Genomic DNA, 18,493 nt, shown 5'->3' on the forward strand with positions numbered 1-18,493 from the left:
TTTTCGCCTTGTCTCGCCCTTGCTCGCGAGGCTTTGAACAGGCTCTTAGCGCAGTTCGGGGTGGCCGCGCAGCCGCTCCGCCATCAAGTCGATGAAGGTCCGGGTTTTGGCCGAGGCCAGTCTGCCTTCTTGATGCAGGATGTGGATGGGCTGGCTGGCGTCGTCGTATTCGGCCAGCACCTGTTGCAATTGGCCGGCGGCCAATTGCGGCGCCACTTGGTAAGACAGCAGGCGGGTAAGGCCCAGGCCCGCCACCGCCGCGGCGATGGCCGCCTCGTTGTTGCTGACGATGAGCCTGGGCTTGAGACGCACGCTCAGCGGTTTGCCGCCGTCGCTGAAACGCCATTCGTGGCTGGAGCCCACGCCGCGAGAGGCGATCAGCGAGTGCCGCTGCAAGTCCGCCGGCGAGCGCGGCGCGCCGCGCTGAGCGAGATAGGCCGGCGCCGCGCAGACCACCCGCCGCACTTGGCCTACGCGCAGAGCGTTCAGGTTGGAGTCCGGCAAATCGCCGATGCGGACGGCCACGTCCACGCCTTCTTCCAGAAGGTTGACCACGCGGTCCAGCAGCAAGGCGTCCACCGTCACCTCGGGATGGCGCAGCAGGTAGTCATTGATCCCAGGCATCACGTAGCGCAGGCCGAACAGCGCCGGCGCGGTGATGGTCAGCAAGCCGCGCGGCGGCGCATTCCCGCCGGAGGCGGCTTCGTCGGCCTCGTCCGCCGCGGCGATCACACGGCGAGCGTCTTCCAGATAGCGCTGGCCGGCCTCGGTAACGCGCACATGCCGCGTGCTGCGGTTGAGCAGGCGGGCTTGCAGCCGCGCCTCCAACGCCGCCACCGCGCGCGTAGCCGCCGGCGGCGACATGCCCAGTTTACGCGCCGCGCCGGCGAAGCTTTCCGCTTCCGCCACCGCGATGAATACAGTCATCAAATGCAATCGATCCATATTTTTTGCCGTGATTGTTGCAACGGACGAAACAGCGCATTCTGGCTTCGGGGCCGGGCGGCGGCAAGTGGCCGTTGGGACGGCGCGGGCGGCCCCAACGCGCGCGTACCTTATAGGGCTGGGCGAAGGAGCGCGGCCAAATTATCTATTTTGTTTGATGTGAACAAAAAGAAAGATTGCTTTTTCAATGCTTTGCCCTTTCTCTTTAAGTGTTGTCGTGAACATTAGAAAATTTGCATGTTCGATACAAACAGTGTTATAACTTATTAGGTTTTTCATCAGGCGCACACCGCGCCACTCAAAATCGACGGTTTCGCGCCGTCGAGCCTCGCGTTTAAACGCACCTCATGTCCGGCCCGCGCCGGATGTCTATTTACTGGCAGCTCTCTAGTTGTCGCGATCATTACAGCGGATCGCCGTGGCCTTGCCGGCCATTGCTTTCGCCAAGGAGGACGCAGATGCACAAAAGAGCGTTTAGCAAGCGCAGCATGATCGGGCTGATCCTGGTCGCCGTAGCGGCGGCGGGATTGATTTACGGTGTAAGCCCAGCCGTATGGACCGAGTACCGGGAAGATCTAATCTACCTGGGCCGGCAACATCTTTATCTGGTGGGCGTCTCCATGGCGCTGGCCCTGGCCGTGGGCTTGCCCAGCGGCGTGTTGCTCAGCCGCCAGCGGCTGCGGGGCAGCGCCGAGCACTGGATGCAGATTTTCAATATTGGCAACACGTTGCCGCCCATGGCGGTGTTGGCGCTGGCGATGGCCCTGATCGGCATCGGCGACGCGCCGGCCATCGTGGCGCTGTTCCTGGCGTCATTGCTGCCCATTGTGCGCAACACCTACGCCGGCCTGGCCGGCCTGCAGCCGGCGCTGCTGGAAGCCGCCGACGCGCTGGGCATGACCCCGCGTCAACGGTTGTGGCGGGTGGAACTGCCCAACGCCTTGCCGGTGATACTGACCGGCGTGCGGGTGGCGCTGGCCTTGAACGTCGGCACCGCGCCGCTGGCCTTCCTGATTGGCGCCAGCAGCTACGGTGAGCTGATCTTCCCCGGCATCTATCTGAACAACCATACCGCGCTGCTGCTGGGCGCCGGCGGCACCGCGCTGATCGCGCTGACGCTGGACATGACGCTGGCCGGCCTGGGCCGTCTGGCCGCCGCCCGCGGCTTGGCCTGATTCGAATACCCCCCTGTCGCCCGTTCCGGCGGGCGCTCGCACGGAGGACATCTATGACTCAAGCACTTTTCTTCTCGCCCTGGCGCAAGCTGGCGCGTCGCGCGCTGACGCTGGCGGCCTTGCTGAGCGCCGCGCCGGCCTTTGCCGCCGGCCTGGTGTTGGGCAGCAAGAACTTCACCGAACAGCACCTGCTGTCCGATATCACCACGCAGTATCTGGGCAGCAAGGGTTACCAGGTCACGCAAAAGGCGGACCTGGCGACGGTGATCCTGCGCAACGCGCTGGAGAACCGCCAACTGGATCTGGTGTGGGACTACACTGGCACCGGCCTGATCATTCATCACGGCATCCAGAAGAAAATGAGCAACGAGGAGGCTTACGCCACGGTCAAGAAGCTGGACGAGCCCCTGGGGTTGATCTGGCTGAACCCGGCTCCGCTCAACAACACCTACGCGCTGGCGATGAAACGCGAGCGCGCCGAGGCCGAGGGCGTGCGCACGCTGTCCGATCTGGCGCGGCGGGTCAATGAAAACAACGGCGGCTCCAAGCGCTGGCAGTTGGGTTTCGACATGGAGTTCGCCGGACGTCCTGACGGCCTCAAGCCGATGCAGCAGCTCTACGGCATGGAGTTGAGCCGTCCGCAAATCCGTCAGATGGATCCGGGCCTGGTGTACAACGCCATCCGCGACGGCTTCGTCGACGCCGGCCTGGTCTACACCACCGACGGCCGCGTAAAAGGCTTTGATCTGGTGGTGCTGCAGGACGACATGGGTTATTTCCCGGCCTACGCCGCCACGCCGGTGGTGCGCCGCGACACGCTGGAGCGCAACCCCGGCCTCGCCGACGAACTGAACAAGCTGGCGGCGTTGCTGGACAACGACACCATGTCCGAGCTCAACGCCAAGGTGGACATCGAACACCGTCCGGTGAAGGAAGTCGCCAGCGAGTTCCTGCGCCAGCGCGGCCTGATCTAAAGGAGGCCGCATGGAAACCCTATTGCAAACCTGCCAGTTCATCTGGCAAAACCTGCCGCAAATCGCGGTTTTGGCCGAGCAGCACCTGAGACTGGTGGGCATCGCCGTTGGGCTGGCGGTGCTGCTGGGCGTGCCTTTGGGCGTGCTGATCGTGCGCTTCCAGGCGCTGGCCGGCCTGGTGCTGGGCCTGGCCACCGTGGTGCTGACCATTCCGGCCATCGCCTTGTTCGGCTTGATGGTGCCGCTGTTTTCCATGATCGGGCAGGGCATCGGCGCGGTGCCGGCCATCACCGCCGCCTTCCTGTATTCCCTGTTGCCCATCGTGCGCAACACCCATACCGCGCTGACGCATCTTGAACCCGGCGTGCGCGAGGCCGGCCGCGGCCTGGGGCTGACCTTCTGGCAGCGCTTGCGCTGGGTGGAACTGCCGCTGGCCACGCCGCTGATCTTTGCCGGCATCCGCACCGCGGTGGTGCTGAACATCGGCGTGATGGCGATAGCCGCCATCGTCGGCGCCGGCGGCTTGGGCACTCTGATATTGCACGGCATCAGCCAGAGCGACATTCGCAAGCTGATTGCCGGCGCGGTGGCGGTGAGCGTGCTCGCCGTCGCGATGGATTGGTTGCTGCTGCGCGCTCAGCGCGCGCTGACCCCGAAAGGAATTCGTTGATGATTGAACTGCAAAACCTCTGCAAGCAATTTACCCAGAAAAACGGCCAGGTCTTCCAGGCGGTGGACAATGTCAATCTGCATGTGCCGGAAGGCGAGATCTGCGTGTTGTTGGGCCCGTCCGGCTGCGGCAAGACCACCACGATGAAAATGATCAACCGCTTGATCGAACCCACGTCCGGCAAGGTCTTGATCAACGGCGAGGACACCGCCGGCATCGACAGCGTGACGCTGCGCCGCCAGATCGGCTACGTGATCCAGCAAATCGGCCTGTTCCCCAATATGACCATTGAGGACAACATCACCGTGGTGCCGCGGATGCTGGGCTGGGACAAGAAGCGCTGCCGCGAGCGCGCGCGCGAACTGATGAGCATGGTGGCCCTGGATCCCAACCGCTTCCTGCAGCGTTATCCGCGCGAGATGTCCGGCGGCCAGCAACAGCGCATCGGCGTGATCCGCGCGCTGGCGGCCGACGCGCCGGTCTTGCTGATGGACGAACCCTTCGGCGCGGTGGACCCGATCAACCGTGAGCAGATCCAGAACGAGTTCCTGCAAATGCAGCGGCAGTTGGGCAAGACCGTGATGCTGGTCAGCCACGATATCGACGAAGCGATCAAGCTGGGAGACCGCATCGCGGTGTTCCGTCAGGGCCGCATGGTGCAGTGCGCCGGCTCCGACGAGATTCTGGCGCGTCCCGCGGACGATTTCGTCGCCAGCTTCGTTGGCCAGGACCGCACGCTCAAGCGCCTGCTGCTGGTGCAGGCCGGCGAAGTGGCCGATCAGCAGGAAACGCTGACCGCGCGTCTGGATACGCCGCTGGCGGCCGCTTACGCCCTGATGGACGACAACGACCTGATGCATTTGACCGTGGTGGACGAAGACGGCCAGCCGCTGGGCTTTGTCCGTCGCCGCGACGCGCGCGGCGCGGACGGCGTGTGCGCGGACAAGATCAAGCCGGTGAGCGTGACCGCGGCGGCGGGCGAGAACCTGCGCGTGGTGCTGTCCCGCTTGTACGAGCACAACCTGACCTGGATGCCGGTGCTGGACGGGGACGGCCGCTATAACGGCGAAGTGTCGCAAGACTACATTGCCGGTTATTTGAATTCGGGCCGCACCTCGGCGCGCGGCGCGCGTCAGACAGCCCGCTGACGCGGGCGGGCGGAGAGTCAGACCGACGGCTCTCCGTCCGCCGGGTCCGCTTCCCGCACGTGGGTCAGTAAATCGCCTGGCTGGCAGCCCAACTGCCGGCACAGCGCGTCCAGCGTATCCAGGCGCAGGCTTTTGACTTTGCCCAGTTTCAGTAGCGACAGATTATGCGGCGTGATGTCGATGGCCCGCGCCAGATCCTTGGATTTGATCTTGCGTTGCGCCAGCATGATGTCCAGCGTGATCACAATAGCCATGCCGGTCTCCCCAGGGCTTGTAATGTCTTTTCCAACAGCGGCTTATCAGGCTTATGGGGGAAAACATACTCCGCTACGCCGCTTCATGGCAATGCGGACGGTTGCGCTTGCGCTGAGTAGTTTTACCCATGGGCAAGCGGGGTGGCCGGTCCTATGTTGGTAAGGCGGTGTTGCATATCCACTGCGCCCGGAATATGGGCGGATGCGGCCAAATCATCGTCATGCGGTAATTAATCATTGTTTTTGTCTGTTTGAGTGGAAACCGGTGGATTCACGCGCGGGCCGGCTGCTCGCCGCGCTTGTCTAACCCGATTCCGGCTCCTTATAGTGATGGCCATGCAGATGTTCAGCGCCGCGGCGACAGCGGACAAAGAGGGGGCTCTTGGCATTTTTTGCGGCATATGGCCGCGCAGGAAGTGGAGGACGCGGACCATGGCGATCCGGACAGTAAGTGAGTTGCGCAAGCGGGCTGCGGCCGGCGAAACCCTGGATTTTCTGTTTTTCTGGGGGCATAGACCTAAACATGAACACAGTGTTTGCAAGAGCTGTTTGAGTCAGTGGTTCCCCGCTGGTTTTGAACTTGACGGAGTGGGGTATGCCAGCGCCGAGCATTACATGATGGCGGAAAAAGCGCGTTTGTTCGAAGACGGGGAGATTCGGAGCGGGATACTGGCCGCGGCCACGCCGGCCGAGGCCAAGGCCTTGGGACGCCAAGTGCGGGGCTTCGACAGCGCCTTGTGGCGGCAGTGCAGCTGCGAGGTGGTGATGCGGGGCAATCTGGCCAAGTTCGTGCAAAACCCGGCGCTGGGGGACTTTCTGCGCGGCACCGGCGACGCCATTCTGGTGGAGGCCAGCCCGGTGGACTGCGTCTGGGGCATAGGCTGGGCCGAGGACGACCCGCAGGCCAGTCTGCCGGACATGTGGGACGGCAGCAATCTGCTGGGCTTTGTGCTGATGGAAGTGCGCGAGCGCTTGCGCTAGCGCCGGCGGCGAACAAGAAAAACCCCCTGTCGGTTTCGACAGGGGGTTTTTGTTTGGCGCGCGCTTACCGCTGTTCGGCGTGGTAGGCGGTGACGCGTTCCACTTCTTCCTTGGAGCCCAGGAACACCGCCACCCGCTCGTGCAGCTTCTGCGGCTGGATGTCCATGATGCGCTGATGGCCGTTGGTGGCCGCGCCGCCGGCCTGTTCCACCACGAAGGCCATCGGGTTGCCTTCGTACATCAGGCGCAGCTTGCCGGCCTGATCCGGGGTGCGCGCGTCGCGCGGGTACATGAAGATGCCGCCGCGGGTCAGGATGCGATGCACCTCGGCCACCATGGACGCCACCCAGCGCATATTGAAATCGCGGCCGCGCGGTCCGGTGCTGCCGGCCAGCAGTTCGTCTACATAGCGTTTCACCGGCGCGTCCCAGTGACGCATATTGGACATGTTGATGGCGAATTCGCCGGTGCTTTCCGGCACTTTCATGTCCGGGTGAGTCAGCACGAAAGAGCCTTGTTCGCGGTCCAGCGTGAAGCCGTGGACGCCGCTGCCGAAGGTCAGCACCAATAGAGTTTGCGGGCCGTACACGGTGTAGCCGGCGGCCACTTGCTCAGTGCCGGGCTGAAGGAAAGCGCTCTCGGTGGCGTGGTCGATGCCCTGGGGGCAGCGCAGGATGGAGAAGATGGTGCCCACCGAGATGTTGACGTCGATGTTGGATGAGCCGTCCAGCGGATCGAACATCAACAGGTACTCGCCCTTCGGGTATTCGCCGGGGATGTGGTAAGGCAGCTCCATTTCCTCGGAGGCCATCGCCGCCAGGCTGCCGCCCCATTCATTGGCGTCCAGCAGGTAGTCGTTGGCGATCACGTCCAGCTTTTTCTGCGCCTCGCCCTGTATGTTGCCGGTGCCGGCTTCGCCCAGCACGTCGGCCAGCGCGCCCTTGTTTACCGAATAGCTGATGGCCTTGCAGGCGCGGCCAACGGTTTCGATCAGCAGGCGCAGCTCGGGCGGCAGCGTGCCGGCCTTGCGTTGCTGTTCGATCAAAAAGCGGGAGAGGGTGATGCGGCTCATGGCAATCCTTAGCTTTGGGTGGGTGCGCGAAACAAATGCTCGATATGCCGGCTGCGCCGGCTTGACCGCCTTATTATAACGGATAAGCGTCTTGAGGTCGTCATGCCCCTGGCGGCGCGGCGGGGGGCGGAAATGGCCGGCAGGCGACGCGTGAAACGGCTATGAATAAAATCGGGTTCACGCGGTACGGGGAAAGATCATGGCTAAGGGTTTATTGGCGCTGCTATTGCTGCTGGCGGCATGGCAGGCGCGGGCGATCACCATTTACACCGAAGACTGGCCTCCCATCACTTTCCAACACAACGGCGTGCCGGACGGCATGGCGGTGGAAGTGGTGCGTGAAGTCCAGGCGCGGATGCACGACAACAGCGCCATCGACGTGGTGCCCTGGGCGCGCGGCTATAAGGAGTTGCTGACTACGCCGGGGGTGATGCTGTTCACCGTGGGGCGCAACGACACACGGGAGAAGCAGATGACGCTGTTGGGGCCCATCGCCATTTCTCAGACCGTGTTGCTGGCGCGAAAGGGCGAAGCGGCCGGCTTGCTGGCCTTGGGCAACGGCATCTATCACCGGCCGGTGGGCGCTTACCGCGGCAGCATTTTCGCCGACGCGGCGATTGCGGCCGGTTTTGTGGAGGTGGACCTGGCGCCTACCCCGCAGATCACCGCGCAGAAGCTGCTGGTGGGCCGCTACGATATGTGGTCGGAAGGCGGGTTTGTCGTCGCATCGGTACTGAAAGACATCCATCAGCCGCCGGAAGCGGTGGAAGTGGTGCGAGTGCTGGAAACGCTGGAGTTGTATCTGGCGTTTTCCCGCGGCACCTCGGCGGCGGAGGTGAAGCGCTGGCAGACCGCGTTCAGCGCCGTCAAGAAAGACGGGAGCTTTAAACGCATCTACAACAAATGGCTGCCGCGCGACGTTGCGCCTATGGATGTCAAACTGATTGGTCTGCAGCCTGGTTCCGGGCGTTGATCTCGTTCATGCTCGCGCGGCTTTGAACATGCGTTCAGATTGCGTCGGGGCGGGTGGCCTCGTTCTCCAGCCAGCGGCAGAACGCGGCAACGGCGGCATCCTCCGCCGCCGCGCGCGGCGCCACCCAGCAGTAATCGCGCACCGTGGCCACCGGCGCCGGCAACGGCGACAGCAGCACGCCCGCGTCTATCTGCGCCTGTGCCATTGGCATGGGGCCCAGCACCACCCCCAGGCCGTCCATCGCCGCCTGCAAGGCCAGCGAGAAACTATCGAAGTGCAGGGCGCTGGCCGGTTTCAGCCCCGGCACTCCGGCCAAGGTCAGCCAGCGCGGCCAGGCGGTGGGGCGGGTGTCGGCGTAGAGCAGGGTGTGGCGCGCCAGATCCGCCGGGCTGGCGATGGGCGCGGCGGTCAGCAGCGCCGGGCTGCACAGCGGAAGCTCCCATTCTTTCAGGAAGGGCTTGGCGATATGGCCGGGCCAATCGCCGGGGCCGCGGCGGATGGCGATGTCGAACGGGCTGTCCAGCCGGCTGATGTCGCGGTCCGATGTGGCCAGGTGCAGTTCCAGTTCCGGAAACTGCTCGCGAAAACGGCTCAGCCGCGGCAGCAGCCAGTACATGGCGAAGGTGGGCGTGGAATTGATGCTGACCCGGCGCCGGCTATCCGCTTGCAGCAGTTGGGAAGTGGCGTTGGCGATCAGGTCCAGGCCGTCTTGCACTTGCACCAGATAGCGCCAGCCGGGGTCGGTCAGCTTGACCCTGCCGCCGCTGCGCTCGAACAGCGGCACGCCCAGCCAATCCTCCAATTGCTTGATCTGCTTGCTCACAGCCCCATGGGTGACGAAGAGTTCGCCAGCGGCGGCGGAAAAGCTCTCCAGCCGGGCCGCTGCCTCAAAAATACGCAGAGTGTTGAGAGGGGGGTAAGTGCTCATGCTGTGATTTTAACTCACAATCTATGTTGCGATAACTCGTTTGAAAGCGGACGGCTAACAGCGTAATCTTCAGGCATGAAATCAAGGCCGCGCCAATGGGTGTTGCAGCGCGGCCTTGGTGGCCGCAGCCATAGCCTTACCCCATTGTCCCGCAGCGTCGGAGTCCCGGCCTTGCCGGGGACGCTGCCAACAACCCAAGCCATAAAGGTCTAAAGTCATGCTGGAAGCTTACCGTCAACACGTGGCCGAGCGCGCCGCGCTGGGCATTCCGCCGCTGCCGCTGTCCGCCAAGCAAGTGGAAGCGCTGGTGGAACTGCTGAAAAATCCGCCCAAGGGCGAAGAAAGCACCCTGGTTGAACTGATCACCCATCGCGTGCCGCCGGGCGTGGACGACGCCGCCAAGGTCAAGGCTTCCTTCCTGGCCGCCGTGGCCGAGGGCGACGTCCAATCCCCGCTGATCTCCCGCGAGCTGGCCACCCAGTTGCTGGGCACCATGCTGGGCGGCTACAACATCAAGCCGCTGATCGACCTGCTGGACGACGCCGCCGTGGCCCAGATCGCCGCGGACGGCCTGAAGAAAACCCTGCTGATGTTCGACGCCTTCCACGACGTGAAGGAAAAAATGGACAAGGGCAACGCCTTCGCCAAGCAGGTGGTGGAGTCCTGGGCCAACGCCGAATGGTTCACCAGCCGCCCGGCGGTGGCTGAGAAGATCACTGTCACCGTGTTCAAGGTCACCGGCGAAACCAATACCGACGACTTGTCCCCGGCGCCGGACGCCTGGAGCCGCCCGGACATCCCGCTGCATTATCTCGCCATGCTGAAAAACGCCCGTCCCGGCATCACTCCGGAAGAAGACGGCAAGCGCGGCCCGATGCAGTTCATCGAGGACCTGAAGAAAAAAGGCCACCTGGTTGCCTACGTAGGCGACGTGGTGGGCACCGGCTCCAGCCGCAAATCCGCCACCAACAGCGTGATCTGGGGCACGGGCGAAGACATCCCCTACGTGCCGAACAAACGCTTCGGCGGCGTGTGCCTGGGCGGCAAGATCGCCCCCATCTTCTTCAACACCCAGGAAGACTCCGGCGCGCTGCCGATCGAAGTGGACGTGTCCAAGATGGAGATGGGCGACGTCATCGACATCTACCCGTATGAAGGCAAGATCGAGAAGGCCGGTCAGAAGATCGCGGACTTCGCGCTCAAGTCCGAAGTGATTCTGGACGAAGTGCGCGCCGGCGGCCGCATCAACCTGATCATCGGCCGCGGCCTGACGGGCAAGGCGCGTGAAGCGCTGGGCCTGCCGGCGTCCACCGAGTTCCGTCTGCCCAAATCCCCGGTTGATTCCGGCAAGGGCTTCAGCCTGGCTCAGAAAATGGTTGGCCGCGCCTGTGGCCTGCCGGAAGGCCAGGGCGTGCGCCCGGGCACTTACTGCGAACCGAAGATGACGACCGTCGGCTCGCAGGACACCACCGGCCCGATGACCCGCGACGAACTGAAAGACCTGGCCTGCCTGGGCTTCTCCGCCGACCTGGTGATGCAGTCCTTCTGCCACACCGCCGCTTATCCCAAGCCGGTGGACGTGAAGATGCACAAAGAACTGCCGGCCTTCATCTCCACCCGCGGCGGCGTGTCGCTGCGTCCGGGCGACGGCGTGATCCACAGCTGGCTGAATCGACTGCTGCTGCCGGACACCGTGGGCACCGGCGGCGACAGCCACACCCGTTTCCCGATCGGCATCTCCTTCCCGGCCGGCTCCGGCCTGGTGGCCTTCGCCGCCGCCACCGGCGTGATGCCGCTGGACATGCCTGAATCGGTGCTGGTGCGCTTCAAGGGCAAGATGCAGCCAGGCGTGACCCTGCGCGATCTGGTCAACGCCATCCCGCTGTACGCGATCAAGCAAGGCCTGCTGACCGTGGCCAAAGCCGGTAAGAAAAACGTCTTCTCCGGCCGGATTCTGGAAATCGAAGGCCTGCCGGAGTTGAAGGTGGAGCAAGCCTTCGAGCTGTCCGACGCCTCCGCCGAGCGCTCCGCCGCCGGCTGCACGGTGCACTTGGACAAGGCGCCCATCATCGAATACATGACCTCCAACATCACCCTGATGAAGACCATGATCGCCAACGGCTATCAGGACGCCCGCACGCTGGAGCGCCGCATCAAGGCGATGGAAGCCTGGATCGCCAACCCGCAGTTGCTGAAGGGCGACGCCGACGCGGAATACGCGGCGGTGATTGAAATTGACCTGGCCGACATCCACGAGCCCATCGTGGCTTGCCCGAACGACCCGGACGACGTGAAAACCCTGTCCGACGTGGCCGGCGCCAAGATCGACGAAGTGTTCATCGGCTCTTGCATGACCAATATCGGTCACTTCCGCGCCGCTTCCAAGCTGCTGGAAGGCAAGCGCGACATCCCGGTAAAACTGTGGGTAGCGCCGCCAACCAAGATGGACGCCGAACAGCTGACCGCGGAAGGCCATTACGGCACCTTCGGCACCGCTGGCGCGCGGATGGAAATGCCGGGCTGCTCGCTGTGCATGGGCAACCAGGCGCAGGTGAAGGAGGGCGCCACCGTGATGTCCACCTCCACTCGCAACTTCCCCAACCGTCTGGGCAAGAACTCCAATGTTTACCTGGGTTCCGCCGAACTGGCCGCGATCTGCTCCCGTCTGGGCCGCATCCCGACCAAGGAGGAATACATGGCCGACATCGGCGTGCTCAATCAGAAGGCCAGCGAAGTTTACCGCTACATGAACTTCAACGAGATCGCCGATTACCAAGAGCTGGCGGACACCGTGAAGGTGTAATCAAATCAATGATTTGATTGTCTGAGTCCTGGAGAGGCGTCCGGAGCGTATCATTGAATACCCCTGGACGTACCCCCAAAAGAATACCCCGCGCAAGCGGGGTATTTTTATTGGATGCAAGCCTGATTTAGCGCAGCGGCATTCGATAGAACACCACTCTCTCCGTCTCCTCGAAGCCCAAGCGGGCATGCATGCTTTGTGAGGCGAGATTGTCCAGCGGCGCGTCGGACGCTAGTTCCATGCAGTCGTGCTCCAGGCCCCAAGCTTGTACCGCCGTCACCAATTGTCGGGCGATGCCGTTTCGCCGGCAGGCGGGCAACACGAAAATGCCTTCCAGGAAGGCGACCGGGCTGTTGGCGCAACCATTGACGTAGTCGTGCCGGATCGCGGCATCGGCGAAGCCCACGGCCTGGCCGGCGGCGTCCCGCGCCAGGAAGGCGGCAAGATGGCCCGACGCGAGAATGGCCTCGCCGTCTTGGTAGTGGCTGGTGGGGGCATGGTGCGGCCAGAGTTGTTGGCGCAGCGCCACCCAGTCTGGCAGGGCGGCGCGGTCCAGTTTTTGAATCGGCATCGGTATTCCTGTGCCGGCGCGGAGGCGCCGGGAAAAACAAAGGGCCGGCATGGCCGGCCCGCTGTGTGGTCGAAGGCGGCGTGTCAATCGGCTTCGCCGCAGAGCTCGCAAGGTTGATCTGTTTCGCCATGGATGGCCAGGATGCCGACATCGCTGGCGCAGTGCTCGCAGAGGGTGAGCAAGGCTTGGGTGTTTTCCAAGGACTCTTGGCTCATGCTGCTCACAACTCGATACTGTTGCATGTCTCAGCCTTTCATTGCTTGGATGGAGCCCGTACCCTAAACCGTTATGGCGCGGGTCGCCATACTCAGATAGGACAGGTTGCAGGCGGCGGCGTGTCATAAAAGCGTCACTGAACGCCGCCGCGGTTTATCAGGCGGTGGTCAGCACCACCACCGAGGAAATCACGACCGCCATGCCCACCCAGCCCAGCGGCTTGAGCCGCTGGCCAAAAAAGATGCGCGCGCCGATGGCGGTGCCGATGATGCCCAGCGCGCCCCACAGCGCGTAAGCCACGGCAAGGTCGATGCCCCGCACCGCCTGGCCCAGAAGGGCGAATGCCACCCAAACCATGGCGATGGCGCCGAAGCCCCAGGCCTTGTTGCGGAAGCCGTTGGACTTTTCCAGCATCAGGTTGGCGGCCACTTCGATCAGGGCCGAGGACACCACGAATAAATAGAATACGGTTTTCATGCGCTTTGCTCCTGGGCTTGTTCATCGGCTTCGCCGGACACCACGCAGGCAATGCCCGCCACGGACAGACCCAGTCCGATGATTTCCTGAGTCAGCAAGGTTTCGCCAAACAGATAGACCCCGATCAAGGCCAGGCCGGCCAGGCCCAGGGCTTCCCAGGCGGCGTAAGCCACGCCCACGGAGATGGTGCGGATGGCGAGAGACAGGAAGTAATAGGACAGCGCCAATGCCGCCGCCATTACGCCATAGCCCCAGTAGCTTTCGGTGCGGGCGGCGTAAGCCATGAAGGATGTGCCCAAGATCTCCGTGCCGATGGCCACCAACAGAAAAGCCCAGCCCAGCCAGGGGTGGGGAGAAGATTGAGTTTGCATGCTACGCTCCTGTGATTGGAAATCCGGAAGCCACATGCGCTAGAGGCGCAACAACGCTCCGCGAAAAGCGCGGATGACGCCGTCAGCAAAGACAGTCGGTCGCTTAGACCGCCCCGTAAAACCGTTTGGGGCAGAAGGGTTGTTTATCGCATTGAAGCGCAAGATAAGCGCCAAAATGGCGTGGCGCTTATGGTGGCTGTTTGAAATTTTGAACAAATATAACACATCGCTAATGGATGTTCAATTTAATTGATAGCAAAAACTTTCAAATGCTATTTGCAAGCAGCCAGCCGGACGTTGTAGCGGCGCGCCAGACGAGGCAACGTGCCGTCGTGGCACAGCGCGTTCAAGGCTTGGTTGAAGTCCGCCACCATGCCCGGTTTGACTGACTTTAACGGGAAACCGTAGAGGTAGGTCAGCGGTTGGATGGTGGCCAGCGGGCGGAGGCCGCTCAGCGCTTCGCGGCGGATGATATAGCGAGTAACGTCTTCATTGGCAAAAGCCACCGCGTCCGAGCCGTAACGCATGGCGGCCAATTTCTTTAACACTGTTTCCTGGTTGTTTTCCACGGAAATGTTCATATTGGGCAGGCCGGCAATCAGCTTGTCCAAGGCGTTCTGCGTCACCGATGGGCCGTATACCGCAATGCGGTGGTTTTGCAGATCCTGCGCTTGCTGGTAGCGGAAGGTGGAGCTGGCGGTGGCGAACAGGCCGTAGCTGCTGTTGTACACCGGCGCGCTCAAGGCCAGCGATATCCTGCGCTCCGGCGTGTCCTGGACTGGAAAGATGCCGTCCACCTTGCCTTCCTCTGCCAGCAACAAGGCGCGGCGCCACACCATGGCCTGAACTTCGCAACTCCAGTTCAGCCGCTGGCATACCGCCACCAGCGTGTCCACCATCAGGCCCTGCGGCAGGGGTTTGTCGGTCACTTCTATGAAAGGCGGGAAATCCTGGGTGACGAAGTGCAGGGTGGCCGCGTCGACATGGAGCGGCAGAGACAAGGCCAGCGCGGCGCTGCTCAGCAATTTCAGCATGTGCGGGCTTCTCCCCAATGAACGGCGCTGGACCGGCGGCCAGGTTCGGATGCCTTGTTACATTATGGTTGAGTTTCCATGCCGGTTTAACGCTTTATCGGCCAGCCAGGCGCTTTCTTGATGCGGAGAGCGGGGAGCCGCCTGGCCGGCGCGACTTGAAACGCGTTCACGATCTTGCAAGCAAGAGCGAGACAAGGCGAAAACGGCAGAGAAAGCGGAGTGTACACGCGGTACATGAGCATTTCGAAGCCGTAATCACCGTGTCGCGTCTCACGAAGCACAGCGGACCGTGAACAGTTTCTTAATAGCCCATCGTGGCGCCGTCCGGGTTCCGCGGGTCGGAGTAACCGTACAAGCCGCCGTCGCGCAGTTGTATGGTTTGGGTCCGGCCCATGCTGGGCTTGAGCGAGATCTTGTAACCTTGCTCGCGCAACAGCCGCAGCGTGTCCGGACTCAGGCCTTTTTCCACTCTCAGCTCATCCGGCAGCCACTGGTGGTGAACTCGCGGCGTGGAGGCGGCTTCGGCCGGATTCATGCCGAAATCGATGGCGTTGACGATGGTTTGCAAAGTGGTTGTGATGATGCGAGCGCCGCCAGGGCTGCCGGTCACCAGCCAGGGTTTGCCGTTTTTCAGCACCAGCGTTGGGGACATCGACGACAAGGGCCGTTTGCCGGCCGCCACTGCGTTGGCGTCGCCGCCGATCAGGCCAAAGGCGTTGGGCACGCCCGGCTTGACGGAAAAGTCGTCCATCTCGTTATTGAGCAAAATGCCGGTGCCGCCGGCAATGATGCCGCTGCCGAAGTTCAGGTTCAGCGTGTAAGTCACCGCCACCGCGTTGCCTTGCTTGTCCACAATGGAGTAGTGGGTGGTCTGGTCGCTTTCATAGGGCTGCGGCTTGCCGGGCTTGATCTCGGCGGCGGGCCTGGCCTTGACCGGGTCTATCGTTGTTGCCAATTGGTCGGCGTAGCGCTTGGAAGTCAGTCCGGCCTGCGGCACTTTGACGAAAGCCGGGTCGCCCAGGTATTCGGAGCGGTCGGCGTAGGCCAGCTTCATCGCCTCGGCCAGATAGTGGATGGTTTGCGCGCTGTTGGGGCCGTAATCGGCCAGCGGATAGCGTTCCAGCAAATTCAGGATCTGGACGATGTGGATGCCGCCGGAGCTGGGGGGCGGCATGGACACCACTTGGTAGCCGCGGTAGCTGCCGCTGACCGGCGCGCGCTCTTCCACCTTGTAGCCAGCGAGGTCAGCCTTGTTGATCAGGCCGCCGTGGCGCGCCATTTCCGCCACGATCTTGTCGGCGATGCTGCCCTGATAAAAGGCTTTTGGCCCTTGTTTCGCGATCAGGCGCAGAGATTGTCCCAAATCGCGTTGCACCAGCTTTTCGCCTGCGCGCAGCGGGCGGCCGTCGCGGAAAAACACCGCACGGCTGCTGTCCCATCGGCCCAGATTGTCTTTTTCCACTTCCAGCATTTCCGCCAGCGTCTGCGACACCGCGAAGCCTTGCTCTGCCAACTTCACCGCCGGAGCAATCACCTTGGCCAGCGGCAGGCTGCCCCAGCGTTGCTGGGCGTGAGCCAGCCCGGCCACCGTGCCGGGCACGCCCACCGCCAGGTGGGTGTACAGCGACCGGCCGTCAACCACCTTGCCCTGAGCATCCAGATACATGTCGCGGCTGGCCTTGGCCGGCGCGATCTCGCGGAAATCCAGCGCAATGTTGCGGCCGCTCTTGGCGTCGTGCAAAACCATAAAGCCGCCGCCGCCCAGGTTGCCGGCGTTGGGCAGCGTCACCGCCAGCGCAAAGCCCACGGCCACCGCGGCGTCTACCGCGTTGCCGCCCTGGCGCAGGATGTCCAAGCCCACTTGGGTGGCCAGGCCTTGCTCGGTGGCCACCATGCCGTTGCGAGCGTAGACCGGGTGGAAAACATCGTAGTCGTAATCGTATTTGACTTGCGGCGCCGCCGGCGGGCTCAGCGCCAGGGCGGGGGCGTTGAAGCCCAGGCTCAAGCTTAGGGCCAGGGCGCTCAGCAGCAGTCTTGGGCGGGGACGGAATGGCGTCATGATAGTTCTCCTTTGTTGTTTGTGTTTTATGAATGTTGTGATTGCGAGAACATTCTACGGTGCCGGCGCAAGTCGCAAAAGCCTGATTTTCCATGCCAAATGATTTGAAAACTCCAAGGAAGCAAGCCTATAAAGAATCGAGCTTCATAAGTGATGAATCTAGGGGGTTACCATGAGCATATCCCAGCGCTTGCTGCTGACCTTGGCGGTTGCCTTGCTCGGCTTGTTCGTTGTCGGCGGCTTCGGGCTGCTCCAACTGCATCGCGCCAACGAACGCTTCGATTATCTGCAGATCAATTCCTTTCCCAGCATCCAAACTTTGGATCAGGCCCTGCAAGCGCAAACCGATATGCGGGTGCTGACCTATCGCCACGGCATCAGCGAAGACGCCAAGGTCAAGGCGGACATCGAAGCCAGCATCGCCGAGCTGGACAAGCAGATGGACACGGCGTTGGATCGTTATCAGAAAGAACTGGTGTCCGACGACGAAGACCGGCGGCTGATAGAAAAGGACCGCGCGGACATACGGGTCTACCGCCAGCAGCGCGACAGCGTGTTCAAGATTTCGCGCGAGCAGCCGCCGGAAATCACCCGCAAGGAGCTGGTGAACGGGCCACTGCTGCCCGTGGCCAAGGCCGTGGTCAAGGACATCAAGGACCACATCGACTACAACTACAAGCTAGCCAAGCAGCTGTCCGCGGACAACGCCGTGGCCTACGAGCAGGCCTTCGTCTCCTCGCTGGTGGCCATCGTGGCCGCCTTGATCCTCAGCGGCGCGCTGGGCATCGCCTTGTTCCGCAGCATCCGCAGCAGCCTCAACCAGATAGGCGAAACCCTGGATCAGGTCAGCGCCAGCAAGGACTTCCGTCTACGCGCCCAAGTCTTGCGCAAGGATGAGATTGGCCGCACCGCCGCGGCGTTCAACCGCTTGCTGGAAGACCTGCAACACAGCTTCCGGGGCATACGCGACAACATTTCCGAGATAGACAAAGCCACCTCCGGCCTGGCGGCCAACACCAATCAGATTGCGCGCAGCTCGGAGGTGCAGAGCGAATCCGCCGGAGCCATGGCGGCGGCGGTGGAACAGATGACGGTGAGCATCAACCATGTGGCCAGCAACGCGGTGGAGGCGCGCACCCAGGCGCAGCAGGCGGGCAGCATGGCCAACGAGGGCGGGCAGGTGATTTCCGCCACCGTGCTCGGCATTTCCGAGGTGGCGGGCGCGATCAGCGACGCCTCGCATCGCATTGGGCAATTGAAGGAGGATAGCGCCACCATCGCCTCGGTCATGGGAGTAATCAAGGACATTGCCGATCAGACCAACCTCTTGGCCCTGAACGCGGCGATCGAGGCGGCGCGCGCCGGTGAAACCGGCCGAGGCTTCGCGGTGGTGGCGGACGAAGTCCGCAAACTGGCCGAACGCACCGCCAGCTCCACCACGGAAATCGCCACCATCATCAACAAGATGCAAAGCAGCACGTTGGAAGCGGTGCAAAGCATGGAAAAAGTGGTGGAACAAGTGCATCAGGAAACCGACAACGCCCGCGAAGCCAGCAATGTGATTGAAAAGATTCAGGACAGCAGCGGCCAGGCGATGGAGCTGGTCAAGGACATTTCCGGCAGCATCAACGAGCAAAGCAGCGCCAGCAATACCATTGCTCAGAAGGTGGAGCAGATCGCGCAGATGGCGGAAGAGAACGCGTCCGCCTCCAGCGCCTCGGCGGACGCGGCGGAGCAATTGCAACAGCAGGCCAAAAACATCCTGGACACCGTGACCCAATATCAAGTGTAAAGCCGCGCCGCCGCTGATTTGTATGTTAAGTGGATATTCTTATTTAGTAC

Annotated in this window: 18 protein-coding genes; 8 read left to right on the top strand and 10 right to left on the bottom strand. The window is 62.7% G+C overall.

Translation table 11 applies throughout. The annotated features are described in order from the left end of the window. Positions 1 to 45: 45 nt before the first annotated feature. Positions 46 to 927 carry a LysR family transcriptional regulator gene (locus DXT74_RS14485; RefSeq protein ID WP_231138185.1) on the bottom strand — a complete coding sequence of 294 codons (882 nt, stop codon included), beginning with the start codon at positions 925 to 927 and terminating at the stop codon, positions 46 to 48. A 476-nt stretch (positions 928 to 1,403) separates the two neighbouring features. Between DXT74_RS14485 and DXT74_RS14490 the strand changes: the two genes are divergently transcribed. Genes DXT74_RS14490 through DXT74_RS14505 form a run of 4 tightly spaced genes read left to right on the top strand, consistent with a single transcriptional unit; the run spans position 1,404 to position 4,912 of the window. Beyond that, complete coding sequence (locus DXT74_RS14490) at positions 1,404 to 2,120, top strand: ABC transporter permease (RefSeq protein WP_019101917.1); 717 nt, start codon at positions 1,404 to 1,406, stop codon at positions 2,118 to 2,120. A gap of 53 nt (positions 2,121 to 2,173) precedes the next feature. After that, on the top strand, positions 2,174 to 3,094 hold the full coding sequence (locus tag DXT74_RS14495) for a glycine betaine ABC transporter substrate-binding protein (RefSeq protein ID WP_052051979.1): 921 nt from the start codon (positions 2,174 to 2,176) through the stop codon (positions 3,092 to 3,094). A 10-nt stretch (positions 3,095 to 3,104) separates the two neighbouring features. Next, positions 3,105 to 3,764: an ABC transporter permease gene (locus DXT74_RS14500; protein ID WP_019101919.1), complete on the top strand. Its 660-nt coding sequence runs from the start codon at positions 3,105 to 3,107 to the stop codon at positions 3,762 to 3,764. Next, on the top strand, positions 3,764 to 4,912 hold the full coding sequence (locus DXT74_RS14505) for a betaine/proline/choline family ABC transporter ATP-binding protein (protein WP_081555795.1): 1,149 nt from the start codon (positions 3,764 to 3,766) through the stop codon (positions 4,910 to 4,912). The genes DXT74_RS14500 and DXT74_RS14505 overlap by 1 nt, the downstream gene beginning before the upstream one ends. A gap of 17 nt (positions 4,913 to 4,929) precedes the next feature. On the opposite strand, the gene DXT74_RS14510 is transcribed toward DXT74_RS14505, so the two are convergent. Further along, a complete protein-coding gene (locus DXT74_RS14510) occupies positions 4,930 to 5,166 on the bottom strand; it encodes a helix-turn-helix transcriptional regulator (RefSeq protein ID WP_081555794.1) in 237 nt (78 codons plus the stop codon). A 549-nt stretch (positions 5,167 to 5,715) separates the two neighbouring features. Here DXT74_RS14510 and DXT74_RS14515 point away from each other — a divergent pair. Next, positions 5,716 to 6,147, top strand: coding sequence for an NADAR family protein (locus DXT74_RS14515; protein ID WP_231138186.1), 432 nt, complete (start codon positions 5,716 to 5,718; stop codon positions 6,145 to 6,147). A 64-nt stretch (positions 6,148 to 6,211) separates the two neighbouring features. Here DXT74_RS14515 and DXT74_RS14520 read toward each other — a convergent pair whose 3' ends face one another. Next, positions 6,212 to 7,219, bottom strand: a complete 1,008-nt coding sequence (locus tag DXT74_RS14520; RefSeq protein WP_019101924.1) for a class 1 fructose-bisphosphatase — start codon at positions 7,217 to 7,219, stop codon at positions 6,212 to 6,214. Positions 7,220 to 7,418: 199 nt separating this feature from the next. Here DXT74_RS14520 and DXT74_RS14525 point away from each other — a divergent pair, with 199 nt between their 5' ends. Continuing rightward, positions 7,419 to 8,192 (top strand): ABC transporter substrate-binding protein, encoded by a 774-nt coding sequence (locus tag DXT74_RS14525; RefSeq protein WP_194426307.1) that lies wholly within the window; start codon positions 7,419 to 7,421, stop codon positions 8,190 to 8,192. Positions 8,193 to 8,226: 34 nt separating this feature from the next. Here the strand turns inward: DXT74_RS14525 and gcvA are convergent, their stop codons facing one another. Further along, on the bottom strand, positions 8,227 to 9,120 hold the full coding sequence (gene gcvA, locus DXT74_RS14530; protein ID WP_194426308.1) for a transcriptional regulator GcvA: 894 nt from the start codon (positions 9,118 to 9,120) through the stop codon (positions 8,227 to 8,229). Between the two features lie 217 nt (positions 9,121 to 9,337). Here gcvA and acnB point away from each other — a divergent pair, with 217 nt between their 5' ends. Continuing rightward, positions 9,338 to 11,923: a bifunctional aconitate hydratase 2/2-methylisocitrate dehydratase gene (gene acnB / locus DXT74_RS14535; RefSeq protein ID WP_081555792.1), complete on the top strand. Its 2,586-nt coding sequence runs from the start codon at positions 9,338 to 9,340 to the stop codon at positions 11,921 to 11,923. A gap of 127 nt (positions 11,924 to 12,050) precedes the next feature. Here acnB and aac(6') read toward each other — a convergent pair whose 3' ends face one another. The 6 genes from aac(6') to ggt all read right to left on the bottom strand — a co-directional run bounded on the left by aac(6') (position 12,051) and on the right by ggt (position 16,651). Further along, positions 12,051 to 12,494 carry an aminoglycoside 6'-N-acetyltransferase gene (gene aac(6') / locus DXT74_RS14540; RefSeq protein ID WP_081555791.1) on the bottom strand — a complete coding sequence of 148 codons (444 nt, stop codon included), beginning with the start codon at positions 12,492 to 12,494 and terminating at the stop codon, positions 12,051 to 12,053. Between the two features lie 83 nt (positions 12,495 to 12,577). Next, positions 12,578 to 12,709, bottom strand: coding sequence for a hypothetical protein (locus tag DXT74_RS23050; RefSeq protein ID WP_254894676.1), 132 nt, complete (start codon positions 12,707 to 12,709; stop codon positions 12,578 to 12,580). A gap of 157 nt (positions 12,710 to 12,866) precedes the next feature. Beyond that, complete coding sequence (locus DXT74_RS14545; RefSeq protein ID WP_043631726.1) at positions 12,867 to 13,187, bottom strand: SMR family transporter; 321 nt, start codon at positions 13,185 to 13,187, stop codon at positions 12,867 to 12,869. Beyond that, positions 13,184 to 13,558, bottom strand: coding sequence for a multidrug efflux SMR transporter (locus DXT74_RS14550; RefSeq protein ID WP_043631729.1), 375 nt, complete (start codon positions 13,556 to 13,558; stop codon positions 13,184 to 13,186). The genes DXT74_RS14545 and DXT74_RS14550 overlap by 4 nt, the downstream gene beginning before the upstream one ends. A gap of 272 nt (positions 13,559 to 13,830) precedes the next feature. Beyond that, positions 13,831 to 14,592, bottom strand: a complete 762-nt coding sequence (locus tag DXT74_RS14555) for an ABC transporter substrate-binding protein (RefSeq protein WP_107731838.1) — start codon at positions 14,590 to 14,592, stop codon at positions 13,831 to 13,833. Between the two features lie 301 nt (positions 14,593 to 14,893). Next, positions 14,894 to 16,651 (bottom strand): gamma-glutamyltransferase, encoded by a 1,758-nt coding sequence (gene ggt / locus DXT74_RS14560; protein ID WP_114152938.1) that lies wholly within the window; start codon positions 16,649 to 16,651, stop codon positions 14,894 to 14,896. 172 nt (positions 16,652 to 16,823) lie between these two features. Between ggt and DXT74_RS14565 the strand changes: the two genes are divergently transcribed. Then, positions 16,824 to 18,443 carry a methyl-accepting chemotaxis protein gene (locus DXT74_RS14565; protein WP_043590660.1) on the top strand — a complete coding sequence of 540 codons (1,620 nt, stop codon included), beginning with the start codon at positions 16,824 to 16,826 and terminating at the stop codon, positions 18,441 to 18,443. Positions 18,444 to 18,493: the final 50 nt, after the last annotated feature.

Source organism: Chromobacterium sp. Rain0013, from assembly GCF_015291765.1.
Classification (GTDB): domain Bacteria; phylum Pseudomonadota; class Gammaproteobacteria; order Burkholderiales; family Chromobacteriaceae; genus Chromobacterium; species Chromobacterium haemolyticum.